General features: G+C 61.3%; 18 protein-coding genes. 9 read left to right on the plus strand and 9 right to left on the minus strand.

Annotated elements, in window-relative coordinates; genetic code table 11:
- The first annotated feature begins 20 nt into the window (after positions 1–20).
- Together pyc and aidB are read left to right on the plus strand one after the other, a co-directional pair.
- A complete protein-coding gene (pyc, locus tag QD461_RS05070) occupies positions 21–3,482 on the plus strand; it encodes a pyruvate carboxylase (RefSeq protein ID WP_414086732.1) in 3,462 nt (1,153 codons plus the stop codon).
- An 82-nt stretch (positions 3,483–3,564) separates the two neighbouring features.
- Positions 3,565–4,386, plus strand: a complete 822-nt coding sequence (gene aidB, locus QD461_RS05075; RefSeq protein WP_414086733.1) for an AidB family quorum-quenching N-acyl homoserine lactonase — start codon at positions 3,565–3,567, stop codon at positions 4,384–4,386.
- An 84-nt stretch (positions 4,387–4,470) separates the two neighbouring features.
- Here the strand turns inward: aidB and QD461_RS05080 are convergent, their stop codons facing one another.
- The 4 genes from QD461_RS05080 to QD461_RS05095 all read right to left on the minus strand — a co-directional run bounded on the left by QD461_RS05080 (position 4,471) and on the right by QD461_RS05095 (position 8,280).
- Positions 4,471–5,718, minus strand: a complete 1,248-nt coding sequence (locus QD461_RS05080; RefSeq protein ID WP_414086734.1) for an MFS transporter — start codon at positions 5,716–5,718, stop codon at positions 4,471–4,473.
- Positions 5,719–5,978: 260 nt separating this feature from the next.
- Positions 5,979–6,740 carry an amino acid ABC transporter ATP-binding protein gene (locus tag QD461_RS05085; protein WP_414086735.1) on the minus strand — a complete coding sequence of 254 codons (762 nt, stop codon included), beginning with the start codon at positions 6,738–6,740 and terminating at the stop codon, positions 5,979–5,981.
- On the minus strand, positions 6,737–7,399 hold the full coding sequence (locus QD461_RS05090; RefSeq protein ID WP_414086736.1) for an amino acid ABC transporter permease: 663 nt from the start codon (positions 7,397–7,399) through the stop codon (positions 6,737–6,739). Before QD461_RS05090 ends, QD461_RS05085 begins: the two co-directional genes overlap by 4 nt.
- A gap of 107 nt (positions 7,400–7,506) precedes the next feature.
- Positions 7,507–8,280, minus strand: coding sequence for an amino acid ABC transporter substrate-binding protein (locus tag QD461_RS05095; protein WP_414086737.1), 774 nt, complete (start codon positions 8,278–8,280; stop codon positions 7,507–7,509).
- 308 nt (positions 8,281–8,588) lie between these two features.
- Between QD461_RS05095 and QD461_RS05100 the strand changes: the two genes are divergently transcribed.
- Positions 8,589–9,527, plus strand: coding sequence for a LysR family transcriptional regulator (locus QD461_RS05100; protein WP_414086738.1), 939 nt, complete (start codon positions 8,589–8,591; stop codon positions 9,525–9,527).
- On the opposite strand, the gene QD461_RS05105 is transcribed toward QD461_RS05100, so the two are convergent.
- The gene (locus QD461_RS05105) at positions 9,478–10,212 is read right to left on the minus strand and encodes an SDR family oxidoreductase (RefSeq protein ID WP_414086739.1); all 735 of its coding nucleotides are present in this window, start codon (positions 10,210–10,212) and stop codon (positions 9,478–9,480) included. The two genes, QD461_RS05100 and QD461_RS05105, sit on opposite strands and share 50 nt — an antisense overlap.
- A gap of 382 nt (positions 10,213–10,594) precedes the next feature.
- On the opposite strand from QD461_RS05105, the gene QD461_RS05110 reads away from it, so the two are divergent.
- Positions 10,595–11,125, plus strand: a complete 531-nt coding sequence (locus QD461_RS05110) for a GNAT family N-acetyltransferase (protein WP_414086740.1) — start codon at positions 10,595–10,597, stop codon at positions 11,123–11,125.
- Between the two features lie 15 nt (positions 11,126–11,140).
- On the opposite strand, the gene QD461_RS05115 is transcribed toward QD461_RS05110, so the two are convergent.
- Positions 11,141–11,728: a hypothetical protein gene (locus tag QD461_RS05115; RefSeq protein WP_414086741.1), complete on the minus strand. Its 588-nt coding sequence runs from the start codon at positions 11,726–11,728 to the stop codon at positions 11,141–11,143.
- 219 nt (positions 11,729–11,947) lie between these two features.
- Positions 11,948–12,820 (minus strand): DMT family transporter, encoded by an 873-nt coding sequence (locus QD461_RS05120; protein ID WP_414086742.1) that lies wholly within the window; start codon positions 12,818–12,820, stop codon positions 11,948–11,950.
- Between the two features lie 254 nt (positions 12,821–13,074).
- On the opposite strand from QD461_RS05120, the gene QD461_RS05125 reads away from it, so the two are divergent.
- Together QD461_RS05125 and ispG are read left to right on the plus strand one after the other, a co-directional pair.
- The gene (locus QD461_RS05125) at positions 13,075–14,274 is read left to right on the plus strand and encodes an MFS transporter (protein WP_414086743.1); all 1,200 of its coding nucleotides are present in this window, start codon (positions 13,075–13,077) and stop codon (positions 14,272–14,274) included.
- Positions 14,275–14,401: 127 nt separating this feature from the next.
- The gene (gene ispG / locus QD461_RS05130; protein WP_414086744.1) at positions 14,402–15,655 is read left to right on the plus strand and encodes a flavodoxin-dependent (E)-4-hydroxy-3-methylbut-2-enyl-diphosphate synthase; all 1,254 of its coding nucleotides are present in this window, start codon (positions 14,402–14,404) and stop codon (positions 15,653–15,655) included.
- Positions 15,656–15,736: 81 nt separating this feature from the next.
- Here the strand turns inward: ispG and QD461_RS05135 are convergent, their stop codons facing one another.
- The gene (locus tag QD461_RS05135; RefSeq protein ID WP_414086745.1) at positions 15,737–16,378 is read right to left on the minus strand and encodes a LysE family translocator; all 642 of its coding nucleotides are present in this window, start codon (positions 16,376–16,378) and stop codon (positions 15,737–15,739) included.
- A 176-nt stretch (positions 16,379–16,554) separates the two neighbouring features.
- On the minus strand, positions 16,555–17,469 hold the full coding sequence (locus QD461_RS05140; protein WP_414086746.1) for a polyprenyl synthetase family protein: 915 nt from the start codon (positions 17,467–17,469) through the stop codon (positions 16,555–16,557).
- A gap of 100 nt (positions 17,470–17,569) precedes the next feature.
- Here QD461_RS05140 and mtgA point away from each other — a divergent pair, with 100 nt between their 5' ends.
- The 3 genes from mtgA to QD461_RS05155 all read left to right on the plus strand — a co-directional run bounded on the left by mtgA (position 17,570) and on the right by QD461_RS05155 (position 19,876).
- Positions 17,570–18,394, plus strand: a complete 825-nt coding sequence (mtgA, locus tag QD461_RS05145) for a monofunctional biosynthetic peptidoglycan transglycosylase (RefSeq protein ID WP_414087066.1) — start codon at positions 17,570–17,572, stop codon at positions 18,392–18,394.
- A 95-nt stretch (positions 18,395–18,489) separates the two neighbouring features.
- Positions 18,490–19,212: a DUF1868 domain-containing protein gene (locus QD461_RS05150; RefSeq protein ID WP_414086747.1), complete on the plus strand. Its 723-nt coding sequence runs from the start codon at positions 18,490–18,492 to the stop codon at positions 19,210–19,212.
- Positions 19,213–19,228: 16 nt separating this feature from the next.
- The gene (locus tag QD461_RS05155; RefSeq protein WP_414086748.1) at positions 19,229–19,876 is read left to right on the plus strand and encodes a glutathione S-transferase family protein; all 648 of its coding nucleotides are present in this window, start codon (positions 19,229–19,231) and stop codon (positions 19,874–19,876) included.
- The last annotated feature ends 155 nt before the right edge of the window (positions 19,877–20,031 follow it).

The raw sequence follows: 20,031 nt of genomic DNA on the forward strand, positions 1-20,031 counted from the left end.
GATGCCGTGAGGAGACTGCATTGCCCATTTCCAAGATCCTGGTAGCCAACCGTTCCGAAATCGCCATTCGCGTATTCCGCGCCGCCAACGAGCTTGGCATAAAAACGGTGGCCATCTGGGCCGAGGAAGACAAGCTCGCGCTGCATCGCTTCAAAGCCGATGAAAGCTATCAGGTCGGTCGCGGCCCGCATCTTGCCCGCGATCTCGGGCCGATCGAGAGCTATCTGTCGATCGAGGAGGTCATCCGCGTCGCCAAGCTTTCCGGTGCCGATGCCATCCATCCCGGCTACGGCCTGCTGTCGGAAAGCCCTGAATTCGTCGATGCCTGTGATGCCGCCGGCATCATCTTCATCGGGCCTCGCGCCGACACGATGCGCCAGCTCGGCAATAAGGTCGCCGCGCGCAATCTGGCGATCTCGGTCGGCGTGCCGGTCGTGCCGGCAACCGAGCCGCTGCCGGAGGATATAAAGGAAGTTGCCCGCATGGCCGAGGAAATCGGCTATCCGGTGATGCTCAAGGCTTCCTGGGGCGGCGGCGGTCGCGGCATGCGCGTCATCCGCTCCGAGGCCGATCTCGCCAAGGAAGTGACGGAGGCCAAGCGCGAGGCGAAGGCCGCCTTCGGCAAGGACGAGGTCTATCTTGAGAAGCTCGTCGAGCGCGCCCGCCACGTCGAAAGCCAGGTTCTGGGCGACACGCACGGCAATGTCGTGCATCTCTTCGAACGCGACTGTTCGGTTCAACGCCGCAACCAGAAGGTCGTCGAGCGCGCGCCGGCGCCCTATCTCACCGAGGCGCAGCGCCAGGAATTGGCCGCCTATTCGCTGAAGATCGCTGAAGCCACGAATTACGTCGGCGCCGGCACCGTCGAATATCTGATGGATGCCGATACCGGCAAATTCTACTTCATCGAAGTCAATCCGCGCATCCAGGTCGAGCATACGGTGACCGAAGTCGTCACCGGCATCGATATCGTCAAGGCGCAGATCCATATCCTCGACGGCTTTGCCATCGGCACGCCGGAATCGGGTGTTCCGAAGCAGGAAGACATCCGCCTCAACGGCCATGCGCTGCAGTGCCGCGTGACGACCGAGGATCCGGAGCACAATTTCATCCCGGATTACGGCCGCATCACCGCCTATCGATCCGCGTCCGGCTTCGGCATCCGCCTCGACGGCGGCACCTCCTATACCGGCGCGATCATCACTCGCTACTACGATCCGCTGCTGGTGAAGGTAACTGCCTGGGCGCCGAACCCGCAGGAGGCGATCGCCCGCATGGACCGTGCGCTGCGCGAATTCCGCATCCGCGGCGTTGCAACCAACCTTACCTTCCTCGAAGCGATCATCACTCATCCGAAGTTCCGCGACAACAGCTACACGACGCGCTTCATCGACACGACGCCGGAGCTGTTCCAGCAGGTAAAGCGCCAGGATCGCGCCACCAAGCTTCTCACCTATCTCGCCGATGTTACGGTCAACGGCCATCCGGAAGCCCGCGGCCGTCCCGCGCCCTCGCCGAAGGCGGCCGAGCCGGTGCTGCCCTATATCGACAGCAATGTGCCCGATGGCACCAAGCAGCTGCTCGACAAGCTCGGTCCGCAGAAATTCGCCGAGTGGATGCGCAACGAGAAGCGCGTGCTGATGACCGACACGACCATGCGCGACGGCCATCAATCGTTGCTCGCCACGCGCATGCGTACCTATGATATTGCCGGCATCGCCGGCACCTATGCCCGCGCTTTGCCGCAGCTCCTGTCGCTGGAATGTTGGGGCGGCGCCACCTTCGATGTTTCCATGCGCTTCCTCACGGAGGACCCGTGGGAGCGCCTGTCGCTGATCCGCGAGGGCGCGCCGAACCTGCTTCTCCAGATGCTGCTGCGCGGCGCCAACGGCGTCGGCTATACGAACTATCCCGACAATGTCGTGAAGTATTTTGTCCGTCAGGCCTCTAGGGGCGGCGTCGACCTCTTCCGCGTCTTCGACTGCCTGAACTGGGTCGAGAACATGCGCGTGTCGATGGATGCGGTTGCCGAGGAGAACAAGCTCTGTGAGGCGGCGATCTGCTACACCGGCGACATCCTCAACTCTGCCCGCCCGAAATACGATCTGAAATACTATACCGATCTCGCCGTCGAGCTGGAAAAGGCAGGCGCCCATATCATCGCGCTAAAGGACATGGCAGGCTTGTTGAAGCCGGCGGCTGCCAAGGTGCTGTTCAAGGCACTGCGCGAGGCGACCGGGCTGCCGATCCACTTCCACACGCATGATACGTCGGGCATTGCAGCCGCAACCGTGCTGGCTGCGGTCGATGCCGGCGTCGATGCCGTGGATGCGGCGATGGATGCGCTTTCGGGCAATACCTCGCAGCCGTGCCTCGGCTCGATCGTTGAGGCCCTCAAAGGCTCCGAGCGCGATCCGGGTCTCGATCCCGAATGGATCCGCCGCATCTCCTTCTATTGGGAAGCCGTGCGCCACCAGTATGCCGCCTTCGAAAGCGATCTCAAGGGACCGGCTTCGGAAGTCTATCTGCACGAAATGCCGGGCGGACAGTTCACCAATCTCAAGGAACAGGCCCGCTCGCTCGGTCTCGAAACCCGCTGGCATCAGGTGGCGCAGGCCTATGCCGACGCCAACCAGATGTTCGGCGATATCGTCAAGGTCACTCCGTCCTCCAAGGTCGTCGGCGACATGGCCCTGATGATGGTGAGTCAGGATCTGACGGTTGCCGATGTCGAAAACCCGGCCAAGGATATCGCCTTCCCGGATTCGGTCGTCTCCATGCTGAAGGGCGATCTCGGCCAGCCGCCGGCCGGATGGCCGGAAGCGCTGCAGAAGAAGGCGCTGAAGGGCGACAAGCCCTATACCGTGCGCCCCGGCTCTCTGCTCGCCGAAGCGGATCTCGATGCGGAGCGCAAGGTCATCGAGACCAAGCTCGAGCGCAAGGTCGACGATTTCGAATTCGCCTCCTACCTGATGTATCCGAAGGTTTTCACCGACTATGCACTTGCGGCCGATACCTATGGTCCGGTCTCGGTATTGCAGACGCCGGCTTATTTCTATGGCCTCAAGGAAGGCGACGAGCTCTTTGCCGAAATCGAGAAGGGCAAGACCCTCGTCATCGTCAACCAGGCGATGACGGCGACTGACGAGAAGGGCATGGTGACCGTGTTCTTCGAGCTCAACGGCCAGCCGCGCCGCATCAAGGTGCCGGATCGTGCCCATGGCGCTTCCGGCAGCGCTGTTCGCCGCAAGGTCGATGTCGGTAACGCAGCCCATGTCGGTGCTCCGATGCCGGGCGTCATCTCCACCGTCTTCGTTTCGCCCGGCCAGGCGATCAAGGCGGGCGATGTGCTGGTTTCGATCGAGGCCATGAAGATGGAGACGGCGCTGCACGCCGAAAAGGACGGCACGATCTCCGAGGTGCTGGTGCGCGCCGGCGACCAGATCGACGCCAAGGATCTGCTTGTCGTCTACGGCGCCTGAGGATAGCTAAGAATGGGGAAAGGGGCGGCTCACTGATCCGCCCGCCCCTTTTCTTTTTGTAAATCTCAGGCGGAGCGCAGTCATGACCAATCATTCCCTGCATGTCGGGCAGTACGACGTTACGCTTCTGCTTGACGGCCTCTTTGAGGCGCCGGCGGATGTGTTGATCCACGCGGATGGCGATGTCGCCCGGCAGCACGCAATCGCAAACTGGGGCAAGTCGACGCTTCAGGTTGACGTGAACTGCTTCCTCCTGCGCGGGCCTGCCGGGGCTCTTTTGGTCGATGCCGGTACGGGCACGTCGTGGGGGCCGAAATACGGTCATGCGCGCGCAGCACTGCGTAATGCGGGTGTCTCGCCGGATGAAATCCGGAGTATCTTGCTCACCCATATCCATGGCGATCATGCGCTCGGCCTGTTCGATGGTGGCGAGGCATATTTCCCTCATGCAGACGTGTTCGTGTCGGAGCGCGATATGGCCTTTTTCACCGATCCGGCCGAACGAGAGGCTCTGCCGGAAGCGAGACGCGGCGGCTTCAAGATTGCCGAGCAGCTGCTACGCGTCTATGGGCCGCGCATGAGGCGGATCGGGGCAGGCGAAGTGCTGCCGGGCATAGAGACGCGTCCGCTGCCGGGCCACACGCCCGGCCATATCGGCTATCTGCTTCGCGGCAGCGACCATTCCCTGCTTCTCTGGGGCGATACCTTGCATCTGGGGGATCTGCAGCCCGGCGATCCGAAGATCGGACTAGCCTATGATCTCGATCCCGAGCTGGCGGTTGGAACCCGCATGGCCGTTTTGGAGGATGCCGCCCGCGAAGGCTGGATCGTTGCCGGCGGCCACATCACCGGCTTCGGCCGGGTGGCGCGGGAAACACCGGGCTATAGGCTTCTGCCAGTTTGACTATCCTTGATCGCGAGGAACCGCTGGAGGATGCTCTTTTCGTTCACGAGCCAGTGCGTCGGAGCGCGTGCCGGAAGTTGCCCGTTAGCAAAAGCGTTTTTCGATGATGGCGGCCCAAAATGCTGACAGCAGTGCGAGCAAGGCGGATATCAGCATCAGGACGAACAGCGTATGGATCGTGGGTAACTGTTCGAGGAATAGACCCGCAACGGCGCCGATGAGCGCGCCGCCTGATATCCGCATGGCGGCGGCAAGCCCTGCAGCCGTCCCGATCATATCCGAGCGAACCGACATCGCGCCGCTGTTGGCGGCCGGCATGGTGAGACCATTGCCGATGCCGATGAAGATGCAGGGGCCGAAGAGCGCGAGAGCATATGTCGCGCCCGACAGCGACAGGGCGATGCCAGACATCAAGCCGATACAGGTAAGAAGCCGGGCAATGACCAGTATCGTGCCGAGCGGAATTCTTGCCCCGTAGCGGCCAGCCAGATAGCTGCCGAGAACGAAACCGGACGGAACCAGCCCCATGAAAAGGCCGAGCCTTGCGCTGGAGCCGCCAAGCGTATCGCTGACTGTGAGCGGCGCCCCGCCGAGGAAGATGTAGAGCACGCCCATCGAGCAAGCCATGCAGAGTGTATGGGCCCAGAACCGCGCGGAGCGCAGAAGCAGCCCATAGGAGGCGAGGTAGTTTCCAGGCGCTGCCGAGGATGGCGCTCTTGATCCCTTCAATTCGCGCAGAGACAGGACGAAGGCGGCGATGCCGAAGATCGCCAGGACGACGAAGCTTGCCTGCCAACCGAAAAGCTCGTCCAGCGTGCCACCGAACAGCGGGCCGACCATCGGTGCCAGTGCCCATCCCATGGCGAGATAGCCGAATTTGCTGGCTGCCTCCCGATCGCTTGATGTCTCTTTGATGATGACGAGCGCCACGGAGTAGCAGGGTCCGATGCACGCCTGCATCATTCGGCATAAAAGGAAGATGCCGATATTCGGCGCAAGAATGCAGCCGATCGATGCGACGATGAAGACCGAGAGCGCCGTCAGGGCAACCGGCCGGCGGCCAAAACGGTCCGATATCGCACCGCCGATGGCTTCTAGGAATGCGGTGACAATGGAGAAGCCGGCGATTGAAAGGTTGACCAGCGCGAAATCGGCATGAAATGCCGCTGCGATCTTCGGCAGCGACGGCAGGATCATGTTGACGGGCAGCACCGCAAGCGCCGAGAGCAGGATGAGGGTTGTCAGCCTCGGCTGCGCGGCTGGTTGCCCCGCCACGGTCTCCTCGCCGGCCTGCTTGGGTGAAGGTTGGATATGGCTTTCGGTGCGCGTCATGGCCTTGTCCGTCGTGTGGAAGGGAAGTCGAGGAAAATCTGACGAGGCGCCGCCCGGATTTCGGGCAATAAAAAAGGCCCCGTCAGGAGCCTGCTTACCGCGCATGGGTGCTTTCGCCGGATGGTTACACCATCCTGCCCATGCGCCTTCCTACCACTACGAGAACCAATGCCGTGTTCATGGGCATTAGAGCTAAACGGAAAGCCGCGCATGGTCAATGCGCGGCCTATTCGCCGGGGCGAACCCTCTAAAGGGTAATCCTAGATGTCGTAGCTGTGGCCGGCATTCAGCGTCGAGATAAACTGCTTGGTGCGCTGCTGCGAGGGGTTGGAGAAGAGGTTGCGCGAGGAGCCGGTCTCGACGATGCTGCCCGCTTCCAGGAAGACGACATTGTTGGCGATCTTCGAGGCAAGGCGCAGATCATGCGTCGCCATGACCATGGTGGTGCCTTCACTGGCGAGCTTACCGAGAACGTCGACCACTTCCGCCGCCAGTTCCGGATCGAGCGCAGAGGTCGGCTCGTCGCAGAGCAGCACGCGCGGCGAGGGCGCAAGCGCGCGTGCGATGGCGACGCGCTGCTGCTGGCCGCCAGAGAGTGTCGAGGGCCATGCATCCATCTTGTGCGTCATGCCGACCTTGGTCAAAAGTTCCATGGCGCGGGTGCGCGCCTTGTCTGCCGGCCAGCGCAGGACGGTCGTCAGGCCCTCCATGACATTTTGGATCGCGGTCTGGTGCGGAAAGAGCTGGAAATTCTGGAAAACCATGCCTGTCTGGCGGCGGATCTTCTGGATTTCCGGCCAAGCCGGCTTCTTGCCCGGCTGGAAGGTGGCTGCCTCATCGCCGATGCGGACTGTTCCGGCGGTCGGGATCTCCAGCAGGTTGATGCAACGCAGCAGCGTGCTCTTGCCGCCGCCCGAGGGGCCGACGAGCGCCGTCACCGTGCCTTCGGGAAAGACGAGGCTGATATCTTTCAGGATAACGTTGTCGCCGAAGCGTTTTTCGATATGCTGGAGTTCGATCATGTCCTTGCCTCCTCTAGCGTGCCGCCGGAGCGGGCGAAGCGGCGTTCGAGGTAGCCCTGCAGCGTCGACAGGAAGGTGCTGAGCACGAGATAGATGACGGCGGCCTCGATATAGAGGATTAGCGGCTCATAGGTCGTCGCCACGATGCGCTGCGCGGCCTGGAACAGCTCCGGCACAGTGATGGCGGCGGCAAGCGAGGTATCCTTGACCAGCGAGATGAAGGTATTCGACAGCGGCGGCACGGCAACGCGGGCTGCCTGCGGCAGGATGGTGCGGCTCATGGCCTGGCGCCAATTCATGCCGATCGAATAGGCGGCTTCCCACTGGCCTTTCGGCACGGAGGAGATGACGGCACGGATGATTTCGGACGTATAGGCGCCGACGCTGAGCGTAAAGCCGATCACGGCAGCCGGGAATGCATCGAGCAGGATGCCGAGGCTCGGCAGGCCGTAGAAGATCACGAAGAGCTGCACCAGAAGCGGCGTGCCGCGGATCACCCAGACATAGAAGCGCGCGACAGCCACAAGCGGCGCCGGGCCGAATAGCCTCGTCACGGCCGTGAGCAGGCCGAGCAGCAAGCCGAGGACGAAGGTGATCAATGTGAGCGGGATAGTGAAGACGAGCCCTGCCCAAAGCAGCGTGCCCAAAGACTCCCACATCAGTTGCAACCAGTGCTCCACGCAGAAGCGACCTTTCCATAAGAGAATGCGTCCGGAGATGACCCCGGACGCATCTTTTTCACAAATTCGCGTTTCTGCCTATTCCCTTACTTCGAAACGTCCTGTCCGAAGTACTTCGCAGAGATCTTGGCATAGGTGCCGTCGGCCTTGATGTCGGCCAGCGCCTTGTTGATGGCGGCCTGCAGTTCCGGCTCACCCTTGCGGATGATGGCGGCAGAGAAATCGGCATTGGCCTGCTGGGCGACGATCTTCACCGGCGCATCGGGCTTGTGCTTCTTGAAATCGAGGAAGGAGAGGCTGTCGTTGATCGTCGCGTCGGCGCGGCCGGTCAGCACGAGCTGGATCGACTGGTCGAAGCCGTCGGTACCGACGAGTTCGGCGCCGGCTTCGGTGGCGATCTTGCCGAAGTTGCTGGTTAGCGACTGCGCGGACTTCTTGCCCTTCAGATCGGGGAAGTCCTTGATGTCGCTGTTGCTTTCCTTGACGATCAGCACGGCCTTGGAGGCGATGTAGGGGTCGGAGAAGTCATACTTCTTCTTGCGGGCATCGGTGACGCCGACTTCGTTGATGACGGTGTCGTAGCGGTTGGCGTCGAGACCGGCGATCAGGCCGTCCCATTTGCCTTCCAGGAACTGCGCCTTGACGCCGAGCTTGGAGGCGATGGCTTCGGCGATCTCGACATCGAAGCCGGTGAGCTTGCCGCTCTCGTCATGATAGGTGAAGGGCGCATAGGTGCCTTCCGTGCCGACCTTCAGCACGCCGGCAGCCTGGATCGCCTTGAAATTGTCGCCGGCATGGGCGGGTACGAGAAGCGCAGCCTGCACGAGGGCGGCGGCGGCTACAGTCTTCAACCAGTTCATCGTTTTCTTCCGTTTCTTGAGAGCGGTTTCGATCAATGCGGCATACATTGCAGAAATACCGCATCGAGAAAGCGTAGAAAACTGCGAAAGAAAGCGGCAAATGCGAATATTTTTCTCAATATGCAGCGGACATCGTGCATTGGCGCGTGACGGGTGATGAATACCCGGTATGAGCCGTTGCCCGTTGCCCGTTGCCCGTTGCCCGTTGACGTCGGTCGGGTCGGCGTGGCAGCCTTCCGCAACATTGAACGCGGCCTTACCCCCTTGCTCGTCGCGTGCCCGCTGCGACATCATTACGGTACTGATTGATGCATCCGAGACTTCTCAGGACATTCCTGGCCGTCGCTCGCAACAGAAGCTTCACGCGCGCTGCCGAGGAGGTTCACCTCGCGCAATCGAGTGTCAGCGATCAGATGCAGATCTTGGAGGCGGAGCTAGGCGCCGAGCTCTTCGTCCGCTCGCGGCAAGGTTTGGATCTAACGCAGGCCGGCAACGCCCTGGTCTCCTATGCCGAGGAAATCCTGTTGTTGGCGGACGAGGCGCGGGTAGCCATTGCCGCTACGGGCGGTTCCGAAAAGGGGACTGTCACCATCGGTGCGCTTGAGACCATTGCCTCCGCCCGGTTGCCGAAATGGCTGGCCGACTTTCAGGCGACACATTCAGACATCGGGTTTCGGTTGAAGATCGCCGGAACCGGCGAGTTGATGCGCAAGCTCGAAGCCGGTGAGCTCGACGTCGTCTTCTGTTTCGACGGCGGTGGCCTTGATGAGCGTTTTGTGAAGCGTGCGGTTGCCAGGGAAGCGCTGGTTCTCGTGGCACCCAAGGGCGGCGCCTTTGACGCGCGACAGCCGGATCTGGCCGAGCTTGCCACGATCGACTTCCTGGCAACCGAGGTTGGATGCGTTTATCGAGCCCTGTTCGACAGGGCCTTTGCCGACGCCGGTCTGGCGCCGCCAAGGCTTGCCGCAGAGGCCGGGAGCATCGGCGCGATTGCGAGGCTGGTCGCCGCGGGGGCCGGCGTGGGACTGGTGCCGCGCCTAGGCGTCGCCGATGCCATCGATCGCGGCGAGATCAATGAGCTGCGCTGGCCCGGGCCGTCGCAAACCGTTCCGCTTGTCATGATCTGGCGGCGCCGGCGCGTGCAGCCGCCGCCGCTGAAGTTGCTGCTGGCGGCTGCGAGCGAAGGCTTTGCGCCGGTTAAATCAACCGATGCCCGCCCTCGACATGCAGTACAGTTCCAGTCGTAAAGCCGTTGCCCATCAGATAACCGATGGCGTCGGCTATGTCCTCGGGCTGCCCGACACGTCCGGCCGGTAGCCGCTTGGCCATGGCATCCAGGGTCTCGTTTCTCTTGTCGCCAGCGACGAATGCCCAGATCGGCGTGTCGACCCAGCCGGGCGATACGGCATTCACGCGGATCGGCGCCAGTTCGACTGCAAGCGCACGCACCAGCCCTTCCAGCGCGGCATTGATCGCTGCCACGACAGATCCGCGCGCCGAGGGGCGATAGGCCGCAATGCCGGAGGTGAAGGTGAGGGAGCCGGAGGGCGACAGGGCGGGCGTGCCGTATTTCGCCAGCAGCAGCGGGCCGAAGAATTTGCTGTCTACGACCCTTTGGGCAGCGGTCAAGTCCACGTTGGGCAGAAGCTCATAGGCTCCCTCGATGTCGGCAGCGGTGCTCACGATGTGATCGAGCGTGCCGATGCGATCGAACATGGCGGCTACCTCCGCCTCTCGAGAAATGTCTATCGTCACCGTCGATAGTGCCGGATGCGACAGTTCCGCGCTGACACGGCCGAGCTTTTCCGCATTCCTTCCGGCGATGATGACGTCTGCTCCGGCGGCAAGCGATTGCGTCGCCAGCGCCAAGCCCATTCCCGAACTGCCGCCGACAATCAAAATCCTAGAATTCGCTATATCTTTCAGTGCCATGTTTCTCATTCCTACAGCTGATGACCGCAGGGAGAGACTTGGCAGAGACGGGCGGAGAGCGAAAACGGAGAAAACCGATGGCGCTATCGGCATGTCCGATGGCGGGCTGGCGGTGGATGAAAAGAAACCCGATCGGAGCGCCACAGTTTCGGATGTAAACAAGGCGAGGGTGTATTAAACAACCATGGAGCGTGTAAACGATATCGGGGCTTTCCTGCTCGCGGTATCGTCAGTCGCTACGGCTCTATGAATGAGCCAGCATAGACTGCCGATGCAAACATGGTGTTTGCCTTCGGCTTCCGGCCTTTCGTCATTGTCCACATCGTTTGAGCAGCGGCAGACAACTGAACTACAACACGATCCGCTCTTGGAAACCCTTACCATGCTATCGCTGAAACCCTTCTCGACCGAGCATTTCGCAGTTTTGTCCGGCTGGTTCGACAATGAGAGGGAGTTGGCTCAATGGGGCGGTCCAGGCTTCAGCCATCCGCTTGACGCTTCGCAGCTTACTCCCCTGCTTCAGGCGGGCGATGGCGACCGCCCGGAGCGGCTCTGCTGGATGGCGGAGGACGAAAGCTCAAGCCCGGTGGGTCATGTTCAGCTGGTCTATGATTGGCAGAACGGGGTGGCGCGGATAGCAAGGGTGGTGCTGGCGCCTGCCATGCGCGGCAAGGGCTTCGCCGCTCCGATGCTGAAGTTGGTTCTGGATAAGGCTTTCTCGGAAGGTGCAATCGAGCGAGTGGAGCTCAATGTCTACACCTGGAACGAGCCGGCCATCCGCACTTACGCAAAACTCGGCTTTGTCAGGGAAGGCGTGCGGCGATCCTCCGCAAAGGTCGGGGACGAGCGGTGGGATACTGCGATCATGGGAATTCTGCGGGCCGAATGGAACGAGGTGGTCGCAGCCATATAAGCGAGGCAGCGCCGCTTACGATCCCGTGGAAGCTTCGATGTTCGTCCCTTTGAAGAGCGCTATTGCCAATTCTGCCTCGTCGAACGCGCTCGCCAGCTTGAGGGATTCCTCCAAAGAGGCCTGCTTTTGCAGGAGATGATAGAAAAAGCCGTGTACGAAGAGCGGGATAGCGGCGCCATCCGGATATTCGGCGGGAGCAATGTAGGCGCGTACGCCGCCGGAAAGAAAAGCCTGCGCGAAAGCCTCGCTGCCCGTCAGGCAGGCGGTGCTCAAAACGACTTTACCCGGAAGATCGATCCGGTTCATGAGACTGACGGGTGGCAAGCTTCCCTTAACTAGGGCCGACGTGTCGATTCCCTCGACGAATTCGCCAAGCACGAAACCCGTGTCATCGCCGTGGCCGGATAGAATGATGTATTCCGGCGCAACGGCCCCCTGATCAAGGCATTTGAGAACGTCATCGGGTGTTCCCGGTAAATGCAGCAACACCACGGCTCCAAGGCTCTCGAGAATGGCTCTCAAAAGAAGCGCCTCGCCGGAGTCGCCGATCGCGACAATCGCAATCGGCTCACGCGGCCAGGAAAAGGACTTGTCGATCATCATCTGTCTCTATCATCTCGGCGGATGCGAATGTCCCGCCGGATGCGGGTTGTTCCATACCTTACCGCGAAAAATTCGTCGACGACACCTTTGGCGATAGAGTGCGTAGCGCAACGGTGTGGTGCAGCTTTGCTACACTGACTTAAGCGGTATCAAGGATCTAAAGCGCGAGAAGCGTGTCTGAAAGACCGTCACGCGCTTTAGAGTTTGTCCTTGTGCGCTTCAGGCGGCAGCGGCGCGCCGCTTCATCCGTTCGCTGATGATGATGATGAAGCCGGCGCTGAGGATGAGGATGGCGCCGATGAACGTATTGCTGCCGGGGATGTCTCCCCAGATGATGTAGCCGAGCAGGAATGCCCAGACGAGCGATGTATATTCGAACGGCGCCAGCACCGACACGGGCGCCTGGCGCATGCCCTCGAACAGCGCGAGCTGGCCGGTGCCGGCGATGACGCCGGTGAGCAGCAGCAGGACGATCTGGAACGGCGTCGGCGTATGCCAGTAGGCGATCGCCATACCGGCGGTCAGGATGATGAAGAGGATATTGGAGACGGCCATCTGGATATGGCTCTTCTCGTGAAGCGCGGTCTTGCGCAGGAGTACCATGCCGCTTGCCCAGAGGACGGCCGCCTGCAGCGCAAGATAGACTGGCCAGGAGATCGACAGCCCAACAGGATTGGAGGCGATCACCACGCCGCAAAAGCCGACGCCGACGGCCATCCACCGCGCGAAGGTGACCTTTTCGCGCAGCACGATGGTGGCGAGGATGGTCCCGACGATCGGCGCGGCGTAGTAGAGCGTCGTCACTTCGGCGAGCTGCAGATATGACGCTGCGGTATAATAGGAGATCCAGGCGATCAGAATGATGATGCTGCGCAGGATCATCGGCTTGATGATCGGCGAGCGCACCACCTTGTGAACGAGGGAGGGGCCTTCGAAAACAAAGCAGCCGGCGAGGATGGTGCAGCTCCGGATGAACAGGACCTGCCAGACCGGGATCGAAGAGACGAGCAGCTTCACCGCCGAATCGTGGGCGGTAAACAGCATGTAGGCAAACACCGTAAGAAGGATGCCGTAGCTGATGGGGTTTTTCACGGGGGAGCACCAAGGGATAGCCGGAGCAGGCCGACTGAAGAATCTTTCAGGCCTCAACCGATAGGAGCCTACCTTTTCGCCGTCAATAGCGCTTTTTACCAATGCCGTACGCATATGAATTATTTATTTGAGGTTGTGACGTCTTTGCCTCCGCTTTAACAGAGGGAGACGAAATGTGACCGGTGCCGCTCTTTTCCGTCGTTGAGATTTCAATCGATTTAAATAGACTGCGGCACCGATTTGGAGGAATTCTTATGGACGACATGACGAGATTGGAGGGTCTGGAGGCCCGGCGAAGCGGATTTTTCACAAAACCGCGTGCGGCCGTCTCGTTGATGTTCCTGCTGAACGGCTTCATGGTTGGCTGCTGGGCGCCGAAGATTCCGGAGTTTGCCGAGCGCCTGCAATTGTCCAAATTCGAGCTCGGCCTAATGATCCTGGTTTTCGGCGTCGGCTCGTTGACGATGATGCCGCTTGCCGGCGCGCAGATCGCCGTGCGCGGCTCACATATCGTCGTCAAGATTCTCGCCGTGCTGATGCTGCCGATGATTCTGGCTCTGACGCTGGCGTCGAATGTCTGGACAGCGGCAATCTCGCTCTTCCTCTTCGGCGGCTTCGTCGGCGCGATGGACGTGGCGATGAATGCCAACGCCGTCTCGGTCGAAAAATCCATGCGCCGGGCGATTATGTCCTCATGCCATGCCTTCTGGAGCCTTGGCGGCCTGCTCGGCTCGGCGATCGGCGGCCTGCTGATTTCGCGTTGGGGCGTTCTCGGCCATGCCGAGGCCTCGACCGCAATCGCCGTCCTTTTCCTGGTGGTTGCCTGGCCGATGGTTCTCAGCGACCAGCCGCACCATGATGAAGCCAAGCCGAAGGCAAAGTTGCCGATGATCCCGCTGCCCTGGCTGCTCGGCATCGTCGCATTGTTCTGCATGGTGCCGGAAGGTGCAGTTCTCGATTGGAGCGCGCTCTATCTCAGCCAGGAAAAGGGTGCGTCGGTGGCATTGTCGGGTTTCGGTTTCGCTGCCTTCTCGGCAACGATGGCGATCATGCGCTTTGCCGGAGATTTCGTGCGCGACTGGCTCGGCGCCATCAGGACGCTGCGCGTCTGTACGGTCTTTGCCATCGTCGGGATGCTGACGGCGGCACTGGCTCCCAATGCCGAGATCGCTATCCTCGGCTTTGCGCTCTGCGGCATCGGTATTTCCAACATGGTGCCGATCGCCTTTTCGGCAGCCGGCAATATTCCAGGCCTCCAGCCTGGTATCGGCATTTCCGTCGTCACCACGCTCGGCTATTCCGGCATGCTGGTGGCGCCGTCGGCGATAGGCTTTGCCGCGGAGCATATCGGCTTCTCGCCGGTGCTCATGGCGTTGCCGGCGCTGCTGCTTGTCGTGCTCGCCCTCTCGTCGCTGGCGCGCTATGCCGACGGAATTGGAGATACCAAGCATTAATTTCGTCGCTTTTGCTCGGTAACGGCTAAGCTCCGCCCGATCAAAAGAGATCGCCGGAGCGGTTGACAACGACCGCTTCGTGATCCACCTGAAAGGCACCCGTTTCAAAGGCCTGCGAGAGCTTTCCATGTCGTCCGCCACCGATTTCGACCCGAAACCGCGCCGTTCCTCCGTTGCCGTCGATGTCGGCGGCGTGATCGTCGGCGGCGGTGCCCCTGTGGTCGTGCAGTCCATGACCAATACCGATACGGCCGATATCGATTCGACCGTCGCCCAGGTCGCCGCCCTCTACAAATCCGGCTCCGAGCTCGTGCGCATCACCGTCGATCGTGACGAAAGCGCTGCCGCCGTGCCGAAGATCCGCGAGCGGCTGCTGCGTCTCGGCATGGACGTGCCGCTCATCGGCGATTTCCATTATATCGGCCACAAGCTGCTTGCGGATCATCCGGCCTGCGCCGAGGCGCTGGCGAAATACCGCATCAATCCCGGCAATGTCGGCTTCAAGGACAAGAAGGACAAGCAGTTCGCCGAAATCATCGAGATGGCGATCCGCTACGACAAGCCGGTGCGCATCGGCGTCAACTGGGGTTCGCTCGATCAGGACCTCCTGACCGCGCTGATGGACAAGAATGCCGCCGAAGGCTCGCCGCTGTCGGCTCGCCAGGTGACGCGTGAGACGATCGTGCAGTCGGCGCTGATCTCCGCCGATCTCGCCGAGGAAATCGGCCTGCCGCGCAATCGCATCATCCTGTCGGCCAAGGTCAGCCAGGTGCAGGACCTGATCGCTGTCTATTCCATGCTGTCGGAGCGTTCCGACCATGCGCTGCATCTCGGCCTCACCGAGGCCGGCATGGGCTCGAAGGGCATCGTCGCATCGTCCGCCGCCATGGGCTATGTGCTGCAGCACGGCATAGGCGACACCATCCGCGTTTCGCTGACGCCGGAGCCGAATGGCGACCGCACCCGCGAAGTGCAGGTGGCGCAGGAATTGCTGCAGGTCATGGGCTTCCGCCAGTTCATCCCCGTGGTTGCGGCTTGTCCGGGCTGCGGCCGCACAACCTCGACGGTCTTCCAGGAACTGGCGCAGAACATCCAGAATGACATTCGCAAGAACATGCCGGTTTGGCGCGAGAAATATCCGGGCGTCGAAGCCCTGAACGTCGCTGTCATGGGCTGCATCGTCAACGGTCCCGGCGAAAGCAAGCATGCCGATATCGGCATTTCGCTGCCCGGCACCGGCGAGACGCCAGCCGCTCCGGTCTTCATCGATGGCCAGAAGGCGATGACGCTGCGCGGCCCGAACATCGCGTCGGATTTCGAGGCGCTGGTGACCGACTATATCGAAAAGCGGTTCGGCCAGAAGAACGTCGCGGCGGAGTGATCCGCCGACTAAGCCGTTCTATTGACTGGCTTTCGTGCGATCTCGCATGGCAAACCGCCATGCGATCTTCCCATGATTGTTCTATAAATTGCTCGTCAGCAGCTTGATGCCGGCGAAGCAATAGAAGCCGGCCATCGCGCCTTCGATCCAGCGGCGCGCACTGCGGTAGATCTTCAGCGCGTGCGGCGTGGAGAACAGGATTGAATAGCCCATGAACACCACGAAGCCGGTGCTGCAGCAGACGACGATGATCAGCACCGCGACTGAGGCGGGGGCGCCCTGTGGCATACCGAGCGCGATGATGGCGAGCCATGCGAAGATCGCCTTCGGATTGGTGACGTGGATGCCGTAGCCGCGCAGGATCAGCGATTTGAAGCTGGGCATCTTTGGCCCCTCTGCTGCGGCCGTCAGCTCTCCGTTTGCGCGGACGGCGCGAAACGCCTTGTAGGCGAGATAAAGCAGATAGAGCCCGCCGAATATCTTCAGGATTTCCAGAGCCATCGCATAGGTCTGCAGCAGAGTGGCGAGACCGGCGGCAGCGGCAATTGCCCATGTCACCGATCCCCCGAAGATGCCGAGCGAGAGGGTCATGCCCGCCTTGCGGCCGTGGGTCATCGATGTACCGATGATGGCCATGATGGCCGGTCCGGGGCTGGCGACGGCGATGATGTAGGCGACGTAGGCCGGCAGAATCTGCGGCAGATAGGCGAGGGCTTCGCGCATTGGTGACATTCCCGGAAAATCGGCCGACGCGAAGAATTTCGCGTCCGAAAGTCAATTCGGATGCGGAACTTGTCACAGAACTCAACGGAAATCACCCTCGGGCGGGCGATTTCTTGTCACCGTGACATTCAGGGACTTCGGGTGGCCCTACGTCGGGCAAATAGCGCGAGAGAAGCTCAGCTTCTGCGGTTCGCCACGAAGCTGGCCGTCTCGACCAAGGTGCCTGCCTTGTCGCCGTAGATCGTTAGCAGGGCGCCTGCTTCGCTCACCAGTCGCGAAACAGTGGCTTCAGCCCATTCCTGACCATGCAGACCCACGAGCGTTCCCTTGCCGCGCGCGGCATCCTTGCCGGTCGCCTTGCCCATGGTGGTGGCGTCAGCCGTGAGGTCAAGCAGGTCGTCGGCGAGCTGGAAGGCGAGGCCGATCTTCTCGCCGAAGGTCCGAAGGCGCTTGCGGTCTTCGGCGGAGGCTCCGGCGATGATGGCACCGGCCTCACAGGCGAAGCGGATGAGCGCGCCGGTCTTCATTGCCTGCAGCGTCGTGATGCCGCCTTCGTCGGGCGTTTCCTTCTCTGCGGCAAGATCGAGCGCCTGGCCGCCGGCCATGCCGCCGATGCCGGCTGCCCGCGACAGCGCCAGTACGAGCGCCATTTTCTGGTCGGCGGGCAGATCGGTTTCCGGGGCGGCGATAATGTCGAAGGCATAGGTCAGCAGGCTGTCGCCCGCCAGGATCGCCGTGGCATAGTCGTAGGCGATATGCACGGTCGGCTGGCCACGGCGCAGGTCGTCATCGTCCATGGCGGGCAGGTCGTCGTGAACGAGCGAATAGCAATGAACGCATTCGAGTGCCGCGCCTACCCGGAGGGCGGCATCGGTATTGCCGCCGAGAAGAGCTGCAGACTCCATCACCAGAAACGGCCTCAGGCGCTTCCCGCCGTTCAGTACGCCATGGCGCATCGCGCTCAGCAATCGGGCAGGGCGAACGACTTCATCATCGAGGCTGGCATCGGCCAAGAGGCGGCTGAGAAGGGCTTCGATCTTGCCGGCACCATCCTTAAGGCGGCGCTCGAATGAGGAGTGGGTGCTATCCATGGCGGCTGTTTGGCATGAGAGGCGGTTGCTGGCAACGAGAATTGTCGACGGCGGGGTGGGGAATGACGTCGCACTCTGGTCATCGCTCTGTGTAGACGATATGACGAGTGCAGCATCAGAGCGTTTCCCGGATACATGGAGAGTGTACCGGGATGGAGCGACCGTGGACGTCAGGCAATTGGACATATCGACGGACAATGAAGAGGAAGCCGAGGTGCCGCGACGGTCCTCCTTGTTGGCGCGCTTCCGTGCCCGCCCGCTTTGGCAGCGTATCGTCCTCGTGGTGATCGGCCTGTTTTTTCTGCCTTATCTCTTCATTCTATTCTATGTCCTGCCGTTCATTCACCCGGTTTCGACGCTGATGATCGGCGATGCCGTAACCTTCCAGGGATACGATCGCCGCTGGGTTCCGCTGGAGAATATTGCTCCGGTCCTGGTGAAATCCGTCATGGTGTCGGAGGATGGGCAGTTCTGCTTTCATGGCGGCGTCGATTGGGGCGAGATGCGCTTGCTTATCCAGGAGACGATGCGGGGCAAATCGACGCGTGGCGGCAGCACCATCCCGATGCAGACGGTGAAGAACCTGTTCCTTTGGAACAGCCGCTCGTTTGTACGCAAGACGATGGAACTGCCGCTTGCGGTCTCGGCCTCGACGGTCTGGTCGAAGCGGCGGATGATGGAGATCTATCTCAATATCGCCGAATGGGGGCCAGGCATCTACGGGATCGAGGCGGCGGCGCGCTATCATTTCAAGGTGCCGGCTTCCAAGCTGACGGGCCGCCAGGCGGCGCTTCTCGCCGTTTCTCTCCCCAACCCGATCGACCGGGTGGCCAGCAGGCCGGGGCGTGGACTCAGCCAGCTTGCCTCGCTGATCCAGCGCCGTGCGCGCAACGCCGACGCATATATCAAATGTCTTTATGACTGAGATCAGAACTTGTCGTTCGATCGGCTTGTTGTCATCTGGCATTCTTGGCCATGACGTAAGGGCGGATGATCTGCCAACGAAGATCGGACGCACCCATGAATTTCGACGCTTTCTCTCCCGAGCTGCTCAAATATGCCAAGAGCCGGCATCCGGAGCCGCCTCCTCATCTCGGCACGCGCTACGATCGCTCCGGCGTCTTCAAGCCCGAGCCGGGCAATACGATCGTCTGCCATGTCGAGGACGGCTCGCAGACGCAGCGTGCGATCGTTGCCGCCCGGCAAAGATATCTCGATATGCCGGAGGCCAGACAATTTGCCTTCACGCCGGTCTCAAGCCTGCACATGACCCTGTTTCAGGGCATCATCGAATATCGCCGCAGCCGGCCTTTTTGGCCTGCCGACATCGCGCTCGATACGCCGATCGACGAGATGACCGAGATAATGGGCGAGCGGCTGAAGGCCTTTTCCATGCACGATCCGTTCAAGGTGGCAGTAACCCGCGCTCGGCCGAGCGGCCTTCTGGTCGACGGGGCAACGGAAGCGGACCGCAAGACCATGCGCGCCTGGCGAAATGCGCTGGCGGATCTCCTCGGCTATCGCCATCCCGATCACGAGACCTATCCTTTTCATATCACGTTTGCCTATGCCATCGACCGGCTGGTGGACGAGGCGCTGCCGCGCTGGCAAGCTATGCTGGATGAGGTCGCGGCGATGCTGCGCGCCGAGGTGCCCGTTCTGGAATTGCGGCCGCCGGCCTTTTGCTCGTTCGGCGACATGAACCATTTCGAGGAACTCCTCGTCTTTGAATTTCAAAACTAACAGGAAAGCAGGGCTTATGGACAAGTTGACCCTCTACATCGGCAACAAGAATTATTCCTCATGGTCGTTCCGGCCATGGATCGCGCTGGAGGGTTGTGGTGTCGCCTTCGAAGAGGTGTTGATCCCGTTCGATTTTTCGGCGGGCAATCCGCAGATCCGCGAGGTTTCTCCGACCGGCAAGGTGCCGATGCTGGACCATGGCGGCTTCAAGATCTGGGAGTCTCTCGCGATCATCGAATATGTGGCCGAACTCTTCCCCGATGCCGGTTTGCTGCCGCAGGATCGGCAGGCGCGGTCCCTGGCGCGCTCCTACAGCATGGAGATGCTGTCGGGCTTCGGTGCTCTGCGCAGCAATTGCCCGATGAACATGCGTCGTCCGGTTGGCCGTCCCGATCTGCCGGGCGAGGTCATGAAGGATGTCGCGCGCATCGAAACCATCTGGCATGAAGCCCGCTCCCGTTCGGGCGGTCCGTTCCTGTTCGGCGCCTTTTGCGGCGCCGATGCCATGTTCGCGCCGGTCGTCAGCCGCCTGGAACGCTACGATGTCGCGGTCTCGGCCGAGACAAAGGCCTATATGGCCGCTATGAAGGTGCTGCCTGCCTGGAAGAAATGGGAAGAGGCGGCGCTGAAGGAAACCTGGATCGTTCCGGAAGACGATGCGTGAGCCGCCGATTCAGTCTGATTCAGCTGCGGCGGGCAAAAAATGCTAGAAGGGACTGGTCAAAGCCCTGCAAGCCATGTATAAGCCCGCCCAATTTCCGAAATTGATGCATGTCTATTTCGGCCGCCTCGCTGGCCGTGGATATGTTTCGTCCGTAC

The organism is Rhizobium sp. BR 314 (assembly GCF_047445805.1).
GTDB lineage: Bacteria > Pseudomonadota > Alphaproteobacteria > Rhizobiales > Rhizobiaceae > Rhizobium > Rhizobium lusitanum_B.

What these genes read in the sequence shown, in the direction of transcription:
- mtgA (WP_414087066.1), top strand. Translation starts at nt 17,570, where the DNA reads ATGACGAGTGCAGCATCAGAGCGTTTCCCGGATACATGGAGAGTGTAC.
- QD461_RS05090 (WP_414086736.1), bottom strand. Translation starts at nt 7,399, where the DNA reads ATGTGGGAGTCTTTGGGCACGCTGCTTTGGGCAGGGCTCGTCTTCACT.
- QD461_RS05150 (WP_414086747.1), top strand. Translation starts at nt 18,490, where the DNA reads ATGAATTTCGACGCTTTCTCTCCCGAGCTGCTCAAATATGCCAAGAGC.
- QD461_RS05135 (WP_414086745.1), bottom strand. Translation starts at nt 16,378, where the DNA reads ATGCGCGAAGCCCTCGCCTATCTGCCGCAGATTCTGCCGGCCTACGTC.
- QD461_RS05080 (WP_414086734.1), bottom strand. Translation starts at nt 5,718, where the DNA reads ATGACGCGCACCGAAAGCCATATCCAACCTTCACCCAAGCAGGCCGGC.
- QD461_RS05155 (WP_414086748.1), top strand. Translation starts at nt 19,229, where the DNA reads ATGGACAAGTTGACCCTCTACATCGGCAACAAGAATTATTCCTCATGG.
- QD461_RS05140 (WP_414086746.1), bottom strand. Translation starts at nt 17,469, where the DNA reads ATGGATAGCACCCACTCCTCATTCGAGCGCCGCCTTAAGGATGGTGCC.
- QD461_RS05085 (WP_414086735.1), bottom strand. Translation starts at nt 6,740, where the DNA reads ATGATCGAACTCCAGCATATCGAAAAACGCTTCGGCGACAACGTTATC.
- ispG (WP_414086744.1), top strand. Translation starts at nt 14,402, where the DNA reads ATGTCGTCCGCCACCGATTTCGACCCGAAACCGCGCCGTTCCTCCGTT.
- QD461_RS05100 (WP_414086738.1), top strand. Translation starts at nt 8,589, where the DNA reads ATGCATCCGAGACTTCTCAGGACATTCCTGGCCGTCGCTCGCAACAGA.
- QD461_RS05105 (WP_414086739.1), bottom strand. Translation starts at nt 10,212, where the DNA reads ATGGCACTGAAAGATATAGCGAATTCTAGGATTTTGATTGTCGGCGGC.
- aidB (WP_414086733.1), top strand. Translation starts at nt 3,565, where the DNA reads ATGACCAATCATTCCCTGCATGTCGGGCAGTACGACGTTACGCTTCTG.
- QD461_RS05110 (WP_414086740.1), top strand. Translation starts at nt 10,595, where the DNA reads ATGCTATCGCTGAAACCCTTCTCGACCGAGCATTTCGCAGTTTTGTCC.
- QD461_RS05125 (WP_414086743.1), top strand. Translation starts at nt 13,075, where the DNA reads ATGGACGACATGACGAGATTGGAGGGTCTGGAGGCCCGGCGAAGCGGA.
- QD461_RS05115 (WP_414086741.1), bottom strand. Translation starts at nt 11,728, where the DNA reads ATGATGATCGACAAGTCCTTTTCCTGGCCGCGTGAGCCGATTGCGATT.
- QD461_RS05095 (WP_414086737.1), bottom strand. Translation starts at nt 8,280, where the DNA reads ATGAACTGGTTGAAGACTGTAGCCGCCGCCGCCCTCGTGCAGGCTGCG.